The organism is Pseudazoarcus sp. NS20 (genome assembly GCF_059703745.1).
Genome location: NZ_BAAKIY010000001.1, coordinates 994,373 through 1,007,093, shown reverse-complemented (window position 1 = coordinate 1,007,093; position 12,721 = coordinate 994,373). Strand labels below are relative to the sequence as shown.

Annotated in this window: 14 protein-coding genes; all 14 read right to left on the bottom strand. The window is 65.4% G+C overall.

Going from position 1 to position 12,721, the window contains the following annotated elements:
• Positions 1-566: 566 nt before the first annotated feature.
• The 14 genes from bfr to AC6H0W_RS04570 all read right to left on the bottom strand — a co-directional run bounded on the left by bfr (position 567) and on the right by AC6H0W_RS04570 (position 12,718).
• A complete protein-coding gene (bfr, locus tag AC6H0W_RS04635; protein ID WP_497575952.1) occupies positions 567-1,034 on the bottom strand; it encodes a bacterioferritin in 468 nt (155 codons plus the stop codon).
• 91 nt (positions 1,035-1,125) lie between these two features.
• The gene (locus tag AC6H0W_RS04630; RefSeq protein ID WP_497575951.1) at positions 1,126-2,031 is read right to left on the bottom strand and encodes a LysR family transcriptional regulator; all 906 of its coding nucleotides are present in this window, start codon (positions 2,029-2,031) and stop codon (positions 1,126-1,128) included.
• Positions 2,032-2,037: 6 nt separating this feature from the next.
• Positions 2,038-2,286 (bottom strand): hypothetical protein, encoded by a 249-nt coding sequence (locus AC6H0W_RS04625; RefSeq protein ID WP_497575950.1) that lies wholly within the window; start codon positions 2,284-2,286, stop codon positions 2,038-2,040.
• 21 nt (positions 2,287-2,307) lie between these two features.
• Positions 2,308-3,081: an SDR family oxidoreductase gene (locus AC6H0W_RS04620; RefSeq protein ID WP_497575949.1), complete on the bottom strand. Its 774-nt coding sequence runs from the start codon at positions 3,079-3,081 to the stop codon at positions 2,308-2,310.
• A gap of 126 nt (positions 3,082-3,207) precedes the next feature.
• Positions 3,208-4,596 carry a cytochrome c oxidase accessory protein CcoG gene (gene ccoG / locus AC6H0W_RS04615; RefSeq protein ID WP_497575948.1) on the bottom strand — a complete coding sequence of 463 codons (1,389 nt, stop codon included), beginning with the start codon at positions 4,594-4,596 and terminating at the stop codon, positions 3,208-3,210.
• Between the two features lie 91 nt (positions 4,597-4,687).
• On the bottom strand, positions 4,688-6,106 hold the full coding sequence (locus tag AC6H0W_RS04610) for an aminotransferase-like domain-containing protein (protein WP_497575947.1): 1,419 nt from the start codon (positions 6,104-6,106) through the stop codon (positions 4,688-4,690).
• A 7-nt stretch (positions 6,107-6,113) separates the two neighbouring features.
• On the bottom strand, positions 6,114-7,388 hold the full coding sequence (locus AC6H0W_RS04605; protein ID WP_497576188.1) for a Fic family protein: 1,275 nt from the start codon (positions 7,386-7,388) through the stop codon (positions 6,114-6,116).
• Between the two features lie 167 nt (positions 7,389-7,555).
• Positions 7,556-8,278, bottom strand: coding sequence for an arsenical resistance protein ArsH (arsH, locus tag AC6H0W_RS04600; protein ID WP_497575946.1), 723 nt, complete (start codon positions 8,276-8,278; stop codon positions 7,556-7,558).
• Entirely contained in the window at positions 8,271-8,693 is a 423-nt protein-coding gene (gene arsC / locus AC6H0W_RS04595; protein WP_497575945.1) for an arsenate reductase (glutaredoxin), read from the bottom strand. The genes arsH and arsC overlap by 8 nt, the downstream gene beginning before the upstream one ends.
• The gene (arsB, locus tag AC6H0W_RS04590; RefSeq protein WP_497575944.1) at positions 8,690-9,745 is read right to left on the bottom strand and encodes an ACR3 family arsenite efflux transporter; all 1,056 of its coding nucleotides are present in this window, start codon (positions 9,743-9,745) and stop codon (positions 8,690-8,692) included. The genes arsC and arsB overlap by 4 nt, the downstream gene beginning before the upstream one ends.
• Before the next feature lie 7 nt (positions 9,746-9,752).
• Positions 9,753-10,250 (bottom strand): arsenate reductase ArsC, encoded by a 498-nt coding sequence (locus tag AC6H0W_RS04585; RefSeq protein ID WP_497575943.1) that lies wholly within the window; start codon positions 10,248-10,250, stop codon positions 9,753-9,755.
• A 56-nt stretch (positions 10,251-10,306) separates the two neighbouring features.
• Positions 10,307-10,648 carry an ArsR/SmtB family transcription factor gene (locus AC6H0W_RS04580; protein WP_497575942.1) on the bottom strand — a complete coding sequence of 114 codons (342 nt, stop codon included), beginning with the start codon at positions 10,646-10,648 and terminating at the stop codon, positions 10,307-10,309.
• A 61-nt stretch (positions 10,649-10,709) separates the two neighbouring features.
• Entirely contained in the window at positions 10,710-12,035 is a 1,326-nt protein-coding gene (locus tag AC6H0W_RS04575; protein ID WP_497575941.1) for a sensor histidine kinase, read from the bottom strand.
• A complete protein-coding gene (locus tag AC6H0W_RS04570) occupies positions 12,032-12,718 on the bottom strand; it encodes a response regulator transcription factor (protein WP_497575940.1) in 687 nt (228 codons plus the stop codon). Before AC6H0W_RS04570 ends, AC6H0W_RS04575 begins: the two co-directional genes overlap by 4 nt.
• Between the last annotated feature and the right edge of the window lie 3 nt (positions 12,719-12,721).

Genomic DNA, 12,721 nt, shown 5'->3' with positions numbered 1-12,721 from the left:
CCAGGCAAGAGCTTTGCCCATGAAGCGTAGACCATCGTCCGATCCCGCGACCGGCCGCTCGGCCAACCGGGGCCATCCACTCTACGAGGAAGACTGCCGTGCGGTTCATGAGTCCCATCAAGGCCACGGCCGACTCGCAGGCCGGCGAGCCGCCCGGCGTCGAACGGACAGGGGTCATGGGCGCCTGACCAATGGCGCTGAACAATGCGGGGAGGACGATGCCAGTGGCGATTCGCCCAAGCCAGGCAAGCGCGCACGATTGGCGAGCGGCGGACACACGTGGCGGACTGGCTGTTCATTGAGACTGCGGAAGGCACTGCGAGCATCTGGATGCGGCCGCTCAACGCGCTCGAGCGGCCATCGAACGGAGCCGACTCAGTCCCAACCCGAGGCCACGACGGAATGCGGAGATCGAAATGCGTCGCGTACGAGGCCGAAGATTTCGGTGAGGCCGGACCGGGTGCGCTGCGTGCGCAGGACGATGCCCAACGCCCACGACTGGCTTCGCAGAAGCATTGAATCACGGGGCGGCGAACCGGCTTGGGCCGGCACGCCGCAACCGAGCATTAGCTGGCCTGCGTCTGCAGGTAGTTGGCGAGGCCGACCTTTTCGATCAGGCCGAGCTGCTTTTCGAGCCAGTAGGCGTGGTCTTCTTCGGTATCACGCAACTGGGCCAGCAGGATGTCGCGGCTGACGTAATCGCGCGCGTCCTCGCACAGTTGCATGCCGGCCTGCAGGCCCGCGCGCACTTCGTATTCGGTGTCGAGGTCCTTTTTCAGCATGTCGGGCACCGTTTCGCCGGGCGTGAAGGGCTTGGGCGTCATGTCGGGGCGGCCGCCCAGCATCAGGATGCGACGCAGCAGTGCGTCGGCGTGCTGGGTTTCCTCTTCCATCTCGTGGTTCAGGCGCTCGTACAGCCGTGTGAAGCCCTGGTCTTCGTAGGTGCGCGAATGCACGAAATACTGATCGCGCGCGGTGAGCTCCCCGCGCAACAGGTCTTTGAGGCATTCGATGACTTTGGGGTCGCCTTGCATGCTGGATTCATCCTTGATGATTCTTGGAGCGAGGGCTCGCTCGGGTCGCCCAGTATCGCGCATACGGCGGTACGGTAAAACTCCGGATGCCTCAGTCTTCCAGATGCGGCGCCATCAGATCGGCCAACCAATCCGCCACAACCGCCAGACGCCGCGACCGCTGACGGCGGTGCGGGTACAGCAAACCGATGGGCAGCGACGGCGGGCGGAAGGCCGGGAGCACCTCGACCAGCTCACCGGCATCAAGCAAATGCTGCACATCGAACCGCGGAATCTGTATCAGCCCAAGGCCGGCCACGCAGGCTGCCACGTAGTTCTCGACGTTGTTCACCACCACCTGCCCCGGAACGCTGAGCGACCGCAGAGCCCCGTCCGTGGCGCGATATTCCCAGGGGGATTCGCGACCGGACGCGGGCGAGGCGTACCCGATGATGCGATGCGAAGCGAGCGCATCGGGGTTGCGCGGCACGCCGTGTTCGCGCAGATAAGCGGCACTGGCGCAGTTGATCATGGCCAGGTGGCCGATGTTGCGCAGCGCCAGGCTGCTGTCCAGCAACTCACCCACGCGGAGCACGCAATCGACCCCGTCGAGCACCGGATCGATGAGGCGGTCGGTCGAGCTCAGGCCCAATTGCAGGCGCGGATAGCGGCGCAGCAGGGCCGGCAGCGCAGGCACCACGAGGCGCCGCGCAATGCGGCTGGGCATGTCCACATTCAGGCGCCCGCTCACCTGTGTGCCGGCGGCACGAAAGTGCGCATCGATTTCCTCCGCCGAGCTCAGCAGTTCGCGCACCCGCAACAGCAATTGCTCGCCGTCCGGGGTGAGCTGAACACGGCGCGTGGTGCGGTGCAACACACGCACACCCAGTTGCGCCTCAAGCTGCTGAATGGCGGCGGAGACGGTGGCACGAGGCAACTCCAGCACGTTGGCTGCGCGGATGAAACTGCCCATCTCGGCCACCTGCACGAAGACGCGGTACTGCTCCAGGCGGTCCATGCTGCGTCAGCGCCGCAACCACCAGCCGACGGCCCATGCCGCCAACACCGGCACGCCGAACAGCCCGGCGTGAATCGGCAGCTCTTGAGCCAGCGTATAGCCGTGCGACAAACCGATGCGCAGGTTCACCGCACACGCCCCGAGCCACACCAGCGAGAACGCCACCAGGCCCGGCATGCGCAGATGCGGCGGCACGAAACGCAGGGTGGCTGCGGCGAGCAGCAAACCTGCGATGATCAGAATCAGCGTACGCATGCGTTCTCCTGGCGGGCGTGCTCACTTGGTGGTGTAGCCGCCGTTGATCAGAATGGTCTGGCCCGTCACCCACCAGCCGTCACTGACCAGATGACGGATGAAGGGCACTACGTCCTCGATGTCGGTCAGCCCGGTACGGGTGCTGCCCGACAGCGCGGCGGCCGTGCGGTGATACGCCACGGCATCGTCGCTCTCGGCAGGATAGAAGAACGGAGTATCCATTGGTCCGGGCCCCACCGCCGTTACCGAAATGCCACGGCTGCCGAACTCCTTGGCGGCAGCGCGGGTGAAGTGCTCGACCGGTGCCTTGGTGCCGGCGTAAGCCGCGTAGAACGGCGTGAATGCGCCCAGCAGCGAGGTGACCAGTGTGCAGATCTTGCCATGGTCGTTGACGTGGCGGCCGGCCTCTTGCAGGAAAAAGAAGGCGGATTTAGCATTCACCGCCGACATTTCGTCGTACTCGGCTTCAGTGATGTCCAGAATCGGCTTTTTCAACACCTTGCCGACGGTGTTGATGGCGATGTCCGGCCGCCCGACCACCGCCACGGTGTCGGCAAACAACGTGGCCACCGCCCGCGCCGTGGTCAGATCGCCATGCAGCACCACGGCCTGGGCCCCGGCCGCGCGCACGGCCCGGGCCGTCTCTTCGGCTTCAGGTTGCGCGCTGGCACGGTTGTAATGAATGACCACCGCCTTGGCGCCGTGCTCGGCGAAATCACGCGCGAGCAAGCCACCCAGGTTCTTGGCGCCACCGGCAATCAGTACGACCTTGCCGCGAATGGAATGATCGGACATATGAACCTCCCACTTCTCTCATGAACAGAGGTCCAGTGTAGGAGCCCACATCCGCCGGATCAGCCACCTCGGGCAGGATGGACTATCCATAAAAGTCGACCAATCCACGCCGGCGCCGCGCAGCTTTCACGGCATCACGAAACTGCTTTGCTGCAGCACCACTCGCCCGGCTCTGCCCAACTCGTTAACCGCGAACTCGATGGCATGGATGCCGCCGGAGACCTCGTCGGGGCTGGCCGACACGCGTACCGGCACCGACGCCACACTGCCCGGCCCGGCCGGGAATTCCTGCGTGCCATCGATGCGCGCGCCCGGCAGGCCGCGCACTTCGATGCGGTAGGTGTGCGGCCGCTCTTCGAGGTTGGCGAGCTTGAGCATGTAGACGTTCTCGATGTGACCATCGGCGGTTTCGCGCATCAGCGCATTGCGGTCGCGCAGCACGTACACCTCCATCGGCACGCGCTCGGCCAGCATCCACAGCGACACCACGCCGCAGGTGAGCAGCACCGCCATGTAGGCCAGCACGCGTGGCTGACGCCAGCGACGTGGCTCGGGCCGGCCGGCGAGTTCGTTCTCGGAGGCATAGCGGATCAGCCCGATGGGGGCACCGATGCGCGTCATCACCGAATCACACGCGTCGATGCACAGGCCACAGTTGATGCACGCGTACTGCTGACCATCGCGGATGTCGATGCCGGTGGGGCACACCTGCACGCACAGGCTGCAATCCACGCAGTCGCCCTTGGGCGTGCTGGAGCGCAGCGACCCGCGCGGCTCGCCACGCAGCGCGTAGTAGCCCACCACGCGCGTCGCGGCATCCACCATCACGCCCTGAATGCGCGAGTACGGGCACATGTGCTGGCACACCGCTTCACGCGCGAGGCCGGCCAGCGCGTAGGTGAAGGCCGCGTAGAAGAGAATCCAGAAGCTCTCCCACGGCCCGGTGGCCAGGCTCGCCACCGCTGGCAGTAACTCGCGGATGGGCGTGAAGTAGCCGACAAAGGTGATCGCCGTCCATAGCGCCACCCCCGCCCACAGCGAGTGCTTGAGCGTTTTGACGGCGAACTTGCGGGGGCTCATCGGCGCGCTGTCCAGACGCAGGCGGGCCAGATGATCGCCCTCCACCCTGGCTTCGATCCACGTGAAGATTTGCGTATAGACGGTCTGCGGACAGGCGAAGCCGCAAAACACCCGCCCGGCCAGCGCGGTGGCGAAGAACAGCCCCACGCCGGCAATGATCAGCGCGAAGGCGAACAACAGCGCATCCTGCGGCCACAGCACCAGGCTAAACAGGTGCAGCTTGCGCCCGGGAATGTCGAACCAAAGCGCCTGACGCAAACCGTCGCCGGCGTCCCACTGCAGCCAGCACGCGCCGTAGAAGATCGTCTGCGTGATCCACACCATGGCCCAGCGCAGGGTATTGAAACGGCCGGACACGGCCCGTGCATGAATGCTGCCCTTGTTGCGATACAGCGTCAGCTTTGCCTCGTGAATCCTGCCGCGCGCGATGCCCATCCTCTGCTCCATTCCGGTCGGAGCCCGAGTACATCACTCCACCGCAAACCGGAACAGATTCAGAACACTGGATTTTTGATAGGCACAGATTTCAGGCGTGCAACGCCGAGGCCGCCAATCCGCCCAGCGTGCGCATGGCATCGCCCAGATTCCCCTGATCAGCGTGACCGAAATTGAGCCGCAGGTAGTTCGCAAAGCCGCGTCGCGCCGAGAAGATCGGCCCCGGCGCCACGCTGATGCCGCACTCGCGGGCATGCTGGTGCAAGCGCAAGGCATCGACACCCGCCGGCAACTCGAGCCAGACGAAATAGCCACCCTGCGGCCGCACCAGCCGCGTGCCGGCCGGGAAATGGCGCTCGACCGCGCCGATCATCTGCGCGGCCTGCGCCTCCAGCCGCTGACGCAGGCCGCGCAGGTGGGTGTCGTAGCCGCCCTGTTTCAGATACGCCGCCAGCGCGATCTGCACCGGCACGGTGGTGGCCAGGCTGGTGGCCAGCTTCTGGCGGCGGATACGCTCGGCAAAGCGCCCCGCCGCCACCCACCCGATGCGATAGCCCGGTGCCAGACACTTGGAGAAGGACGACACGTGCATCACCCAGCCACCGTCGTCCGCCACCTTGCTGCACAGCGGTGCCTTGCCGCCGAAATAAAGCTCGGCGTACACGTCATCTTCGATCAGCGGCACCTCGTGCTGCGCCAGCAGGCGCACCAACTCGCGCCGCGCCTCATCCGGCACGCAGGCGCCGCTGGGGTTGGAAAAGTTGAGCATGAAGAGGCAGGCCTTCACCGGGTGGCGCTGCAGCACCTCGGCCAGCGCCGGCACACAGACGCCATCGCTCGGATGGCTGGGAATCTCGATCACGCGCAGGCCCAGGCGCTCGCTCGCCTGCAGCGCGGCGTAGAACGTGGGCGACTCGACCGCGATCAAATCGCCGGGGCGCGTCACGGCCTGCAAGCACAGGCTCAGCGCTTCCATGGCGCCCGAAGTGACCACGATCTCGTGCGGAGAGACCTGCGCGCCCTGCGCGAGATAGCGCAGCGCGATCTGCCGGCGCAGCTCGTCATTGCCCGGCGGCAGATCGGTTGCGGTGGCGAGCGGATCGAGCTTGCGCGCAGCGGAGGCAAGAAATCGCCCGAGCCGGTCGAGCGGGAACAGGTAGGGGCTGGGAAAGCTCGACCCCAACGGCACCACCGACGGGTCTCGCACGCTGTCGAGGATCTGGAAGATGAAGTCGCTCACCTCCAGCGCCGTTGCGCCACCACCCGGCTGCGTCATGGCCGGCTCGGGCAGGCGTGCGCCAAAGCGCGGTTTCACGAAGTAGCCCGACTTGGGCCGCGCCTCCACCAGGCCGCGGCTCTCCAGAAGATGATAGGCCTGCGTCACCGTCACCGGGCTGACGCCGTGCGTGCGGCACGCGTGACGCACCGAAGGCAAACGGTCGCCGGTGCGCAACACGCCGTCGCGAATCAGCGCTTCGGTGCGGTCGGCGAGGTCGAGGTAGAGCGTCATGTACGGCTCACGCGGCCCCTTTCGCCAAGGCTTGCAGACGCTGGCGCAGGTTCGACGGTGCAAAGAACACAAAGGCCGGGCCCTGCTTCATGCGCTCAAGCAGCCCCAACGCTTCGAGCCCAAGCAGATCAGAGCGCGCCGTCTGATACACCACATCGTGCACCGCCCGATGCTCAGCCACGCGGTATGCCTGCTCGGGTTTGCGCAGAGCGTGCGCGAGCAGAGCCACCTGGCGGTGGTTGAGACGGCCTCCGCCGACGCTGCGCAGCACGGCCATGCCGTCACGCTGTTCCTCGGTTTTCCGCGCCAAATAGCCGTACAGCGCATCAATGGCGCGACGCACCGTGGTCAACTGATGCAGCAGGAAATAGGTTGTGTCGTTGCCGTCGGACTCGGTGTGCAGATAGGCCTGCATGTACTGACGCGGCGCCCGGCGCAGAAACTGCGAGATCGACAGGAATTCGGTCAGCCAGTAGCCGCTGCGCGCCATCGACCAATAGAACAACGCTCGGGCCGTACGCCCGTTGCCATCGACGAAGGGGTGGTCGTAGCCCACCATGAAATGCAGCAGGATGGCGCGCAGCACCGGATGCACGAAGGGAGCTTCATCGATGCCCGCATTGGCGAAAGCGCACAGCCGCTCCAGGCGTTCGGGCAGCTCGGCATGCTGGGGGGGCTCGTGCAACACCGTGCCATCACGCCGATCCACCACATTCACATCATCACTGCGCCGCAGGCGACCGGCATGAGAAGCATCTTCCAGTGTGTCGAGGGTGATGATGCGATGCAGCTCGAGAATGCCGTCGGGCGTGATCGGCTGATCTCCCAGGGCACGGACATGCTCCATCGCCTGATAGTTGTTGAAGATCATGGATTCCCCGACATCCCGCGGCCGACGCTGCTCACGCAGCATGGCTTCGGCCACGCGACGGGTCGTCGCAGCGCCTTCGAGCTGGCTGGAGGTGATCGACTCCTCAATCAGCGAATGCAGCAGGTAGCGCTCACGGCTTTCGTGAATCGGAGTGGCTTCGGGGCTTCGGATGTGGCCGGCAGCGTCGCGATCGATGTGATGCAGATCGATGAGTATCGGCTCGGGCGTGGCAAACCGGAAGGCGCGCCCATTTCGATCCAGCAGCGGCAAGTCCTTCAGCAATGACTGACGCCCGAACCACACTGCAAGCCACCACTGCTCAGAGGTCAGGTTTGCAGGAGGCGGACGATGGCGCAGTTCATCCCAATGCAGGTAACGCCCCGCAGGCAGCGCGGAGGCATGCGCAAACACCTCGGTCAAGGTATTTCCGCGCACGTGCTGGAGCAACCGCGAAGCGTCGGGAGGCAACAGGGGCAAGCGCATGATTACTAATTCAGCAGTGAATTAGTAATCAATATAGGACGGCCGCCTCGCCAAAGTCTACTAATCTGATATCAAACTAGTAATTATTTGAAGTTTCAGATTGAGCGCTGATTCACGCGCTGCGACAGTTCGGCTGCGCTTTCCTTGCGTTCGCTGTAGCGGTCCACCAGATACGGCGCCACGTCGCGCGTGAGCAGTGTGAACTTGAAGAGTTCTTCCATCACGTCCACCACGCGGTCGTAGTAGGCCGAGGGTTTCATGCGCCCCGCCTCGTCGAACTCGGCAAAGGCCTTGGCCACCGACGACTGGTTGGGGATGGTGAGCATGCGCATCCAGCGGCCCAGCACGCGCATCTGGTTGACCGCGTTGAACGACTGCGAGCCACCCGAGACCTGCATCACCGCCAGCGTCTTGCCCTGCGTGGGGCGCACCGCCCCGACCGACAGCGGAATCCAGTCGATCTGCGTCTTCATCAAGCCGGTCATGGCGCCATGGCGCTCGGGCGAGCACCACACCATGCCTTCGGCCCATTGCGCCAGCTCGCGCAGCTCTCGCACCTTGGGGTGGTCATCGCTGGCGTCATCCACCAGCGGCAGGCCGGACGGGTTGAACAGCAGGGTCTCGCCGCCCATGGCGCGCAGCATGCGCGCGGCTTCTTCGGTCACCAGCCGGCTGTATGAACGCTCGCGCAGCGAGCCATACAGCAGCAAAAAGCGCGGTGCGTGAGTGGCGCGCAGTGCGTTGAACAAGGCGGCCGGATCGGGGCGGCGGAAGTGCTCCGCAGTCAGTTGAGGCAGATCGTCGAGCGGCTCAGACACGGCGCCCCTCCGCATCGACGACTTGCTCGCCGTCTTCCTTGCTGAAGGCGCCGCGCTGGGCATCGGGCAGGATGTCGAGCACCAACTCCGACGGGCGGCACAAACGCGTGCCGAGCGGCGTGACGACGAAGGGCCGGTTGATCAGCACCGGGTGCTGCAGCATGAAGTCGATCAACTCGGCGTCGCTCCACTTCGGGTCGGCCAGGCCGAGCTCGTCATGCGGCGTGCCTTTCACGCGCAGCACTTCGCGCACCGACAGCCCGCAGGCAGCGATCATGCCTTCCAGCGTGGCGCGGTCTGGCGGCGTCTTGAGGTATTCGACGATGCTCGGATCGACGCCGCTGTTGCGGATCAGGCCCAGCGTGTTGCGCGAGGTGCCGCAGGCGGGGTTGTGATAGATGGTGATGTCGCTCATCGCGAGACTCCTGAAGAATTTTGCGCCACGGCCGGGCAGCGCTCGTACCAGCCGCGCGAGCGGTTGACCACCCGCACCACCAGCAGCATCAGTGGCACCTCGATCAACACGCCGACCACGGTGGCCAGCGCCGCGCCGGAGTGAAAACCGAACAGGCTGATGGCCGCGGCCACCGCCAGTTCGAAGAAGTTGCTGGCGCCGATCAGCGCCGACGGGCCGGCCACGCAGTGCTGCTCGCCCACGCGGCGATTGAGCCAGTAGGCCAGACCGGAGTTGAACAGCACCTGAATCAGGATGGGCACGGCGAGCATCGCGATGATCAGCGGCTGCGCCAGAATGGCCTGCCCCTGGAAGGCGAACAACAGCACCAGCGTAAGCAGCAGAGCGGCGATGGACCATGGGCCGATGCGCGCCAAGGCCTGCTCGAACGCAGCCTGCCCGCGCGCCAGCAAACGCTTGCGCCACATTTGCGCAATGATCACCGGCACCACGATGTAGAACATCACCGATACCAACAAGGTGTCCCACGGCACGGTGATCGCCGATAAGCCCAACAGCAAGCCGACGATGGGTGCGAAGGCGAAGATCATGATGGTGTCGTTGAGCGCCACCTGCGACAGCGTGAACGCGGGATCGCCCCCGGTGAGCCGACTCCATACAAACACCATGGCGGTGCATGGAGCCGCCGCCAGCAGGATCAGCCCGGCCACATAGCTGTCGAGCTGATCGGCCGGCAACCAGTCGGCAAACACGTGGCGGATGAACAGCCACGCCAGCAGCGCCATCGAGAATGGCTTGACCGCCCAGTTCACGAACAGCGTCACGCCGATGCCGCGCCAGTGCTGGCGCACCTGCCCCATTGCCGCAAAGTCCACGCGCAGCAGCATGGGCACGATCATCACCCAGATCAGCACGCCCACCGGCAGGTTCACCCGGGCCACTTCCATGGCGCCGATGGCCTGGAACACGTCGGGCGCGAGCTGACCCAGCGCTACGCCAACGACAATGCAGGCCAGTACCCATAACGTCAGAAACCGCTCGAAAACATTCATCGCCGTATCACCGCTTGCCGATGGCAGACAGTTCCTGGCGCAGCGACAGCGTATCGAGCTTGGCCAGCGGCAGATTCAGGAACAGCTCGATGCGCCGCTTGAGCACCAGCGCCGCCTCCTGGAAAGCCTTGCGCTGATCCTCCACGCTGGTCTCGACGGCAGCCGGGTCCGGCACACCCCAATGTGCCGTGGCGGGGTGGCCCGGCCACACCGGACAGGCCTCGCCCGCTGCGCTGTCGCACACGGTGAAGATGAAATCCATCTGCGGCGCATCGGCGCCGGTGAACTCGTCCCAACTCTTGCTGCGAAAGCCCTCCGCCGGAAGGTGCAACTGGCGCAGCACCTCGAGCGTCATCGGATGCACCTCGCCACGCGGGAAGCTGCCGGCCGAAAAGGCACGAAAGCGCCCCCGCCCAAGCTCGCCCAGAAGGCTCTCGGCCAGCACCGAACGAGCGGAGTTGCCGGTACATAGAAACAGCGCGTTGTAGATCTTGTCTTCGGACATTGCCGATACCTCAAGTCATTGATCGAATGTTCAAATGCGCCTCGACGGCGCGTGCCTCATGAACCCGGCGGGCACTCATCGCACGCCAGGCTTCCCACCGCCACTTCGCAGCCCTGCCCTTCGCAACAATGCTCGGTGAGATAGCCCAGCAGACCATTCATGCGCGCGTAGTCGGCCCGATAAATCAGGTTGCGCCCCTGCGGCTCGGCGGACACCAGCCCGGCGTGTGCGAGCTCCTTCAGGTGGAAGGACAAGGCGTTGCGCGCCACGCCCAGCCGCTCGGCCAGCACACTTGGCACCAGCCCGCTCTGCCCGGCCACCACCAGGGCACGGAACACACGCAGGCGCTGGGGATGGGCAAGTGCCGCCAGGGCAGAAACGGTTTCGGTCTCGTTCATGGATTCAATAGTACAACTATCGTTGAATTATTTTGTGAAGCTTTCGTGACACGGTGAGCGTTCACGCCTCGCGCGGGTCAGCGGGCCGAAGCGCCACGCGCAGCACGCACGGCGTAGAGGACACGAAGCGCACGTCACCGCCGAGATTGCCGACGATGCGCCGCACGATGGCCAGCCCCAGACCGGCGCCGGCCGAGTCACTGCGTCCCTTGCGGAATCGCACGAAGTACTCGTGCTGACGCGCCAGCGGCACGCCCGCGCCTTCGTCCTCCACTTCGAGCCACACGCTCTGACCGTCCGGCGCCGGGCCGAGACGCACGGTGACGGTGCCCGCACCGTGCGCCAGGGCGTTCTCGAGCGCGTTGATGGCCACCTCGCGCAGCAAACCTTGCTGCCCGCACACGGCTGGCTCGCAGCCGCTCGCCTCCAGTACCAGGGTGCGCCCGCTGCGTTCGAACAACGGATACAGGTCGGCCAGCACTTCGCGCACCACGGCTGCCAGGCGACACGATTGATGGCTGGACGAATGCGCCGCGTGATCCTGTCGCGACAGCAGCAATAGCTGCTCGGTGACACGGCGCAGATGCTGCAGATCCTTGCGCAGGACGGGCCAGTCGACCCGACCATCCTGCTCGAACTTCTGCAGGCGCAGATCCACCACGGTCACCGGCGTGCGCAGTTCGTGCGCGCCGTCGGCCAGAATCTGGCGCTCCGCTTCCAATGCGTGGCCCAGACGGCCGACTGCCTGATTGAGCGCGCGGACGAGCGGGCGGATTTCGCCGGGCAAGGTGTCTTCGGGGATGGGCTCAGCGTGCTCGGGGCCGATTTTCTCTGCCAACCGCGCCGCCCGGCGCACGGGCGCCAGCGTCCACGCCAGCAGCGCCCAGATGAGTGCGCCAAACAGCAGCAGCAACGGGGCCAGCAACACCAGACTGTGACGCAGGCGGGCATCGAGCAGGGATTCGATGGCGGCTCGCTCGTTGCGGTCACGCCGCGCCACCATCAGGATGCGACCGTCGCCGAGACGCACCGGTACGTTGATGACATAGCCGATGTCGTTGCGGTACCAGAAGCGCTGCGCGAGCGCTTCCAGCGAATCTTCGCGCAGGCGCAGGGGACGGCTGCGGTCGGAAGACACCCACAGCACGTCGCGTTCGGCCGAATACAGGGTGTACGACATCTCGCCGCCGGCGTAGAAGGCCGGCAGGCGCGCCGTGTCACCGGAAGCGATGAAGTCGGCGGCGACCTCCTGTGCCTGGATGAACACCAACCCGCGCCGCACCACGTCGCGCGTGCCATGCAGGTACAGCGTCATGCCGGCCACGCACACCACGATGATGACGCACATCGACAACAGCAGGCGCCGCCGCAGGCTGAAGGCCCTCATGCCTGGCTGCTCTCGGAGACGATGCGGTAGCCCACGCCACGCACCGTGTCGATACGCACGTCGGCATGCAGTTGCTGCAGCTTCTTGCGCAGCCGCGACACCAGTGCCTCGACGGCGTTGAGCGACGTCGATTCGTGACTTGAGTAGATGCACTGCTCAAGCCGGTCCTTGACGGCGATGCGCGGCGCAGCACGCATCAGCTCCTCCAGCAGCATGGCTTCGCGGCGCGGCAGATCGAGTGTTTCGCCAGCAATGCCAAGCTGCATGCATGCCGGGTCATACACCACGTTGCCCACCGCCAGCAGCGTGCTGCCGCTGCCACCGGCACGGCGCAACACGGCGCGCAGCCGCGCGCCCAGTTCGCTCATGTCGAAGGGTTTGAGCACGTAGTCGTCGGCACCGGCATTCAACCCGGCGACCCTGCTTTCCAGCGCATCGCGCGCGGTCAGCGCGATGCACGGCAGACGCGGGCCGGGACGTGCGGCGATCTCGCGCAGCACCTGCATGCCGTCGATGTCCGGCAAACCCAGATCAAGCAGTGCCACTTCATAGCGATGCAGGCGCACCGCGGTGAGCGCCTGCCCGCCGGTGGCCACTGCATCCACCGCGAAGCCGGCTTGCTGAAGGTGGCTCACCAGCAGCTCGCGCAGTTCGTGATGATCTTCGACAACCAGTATCTTCATTGC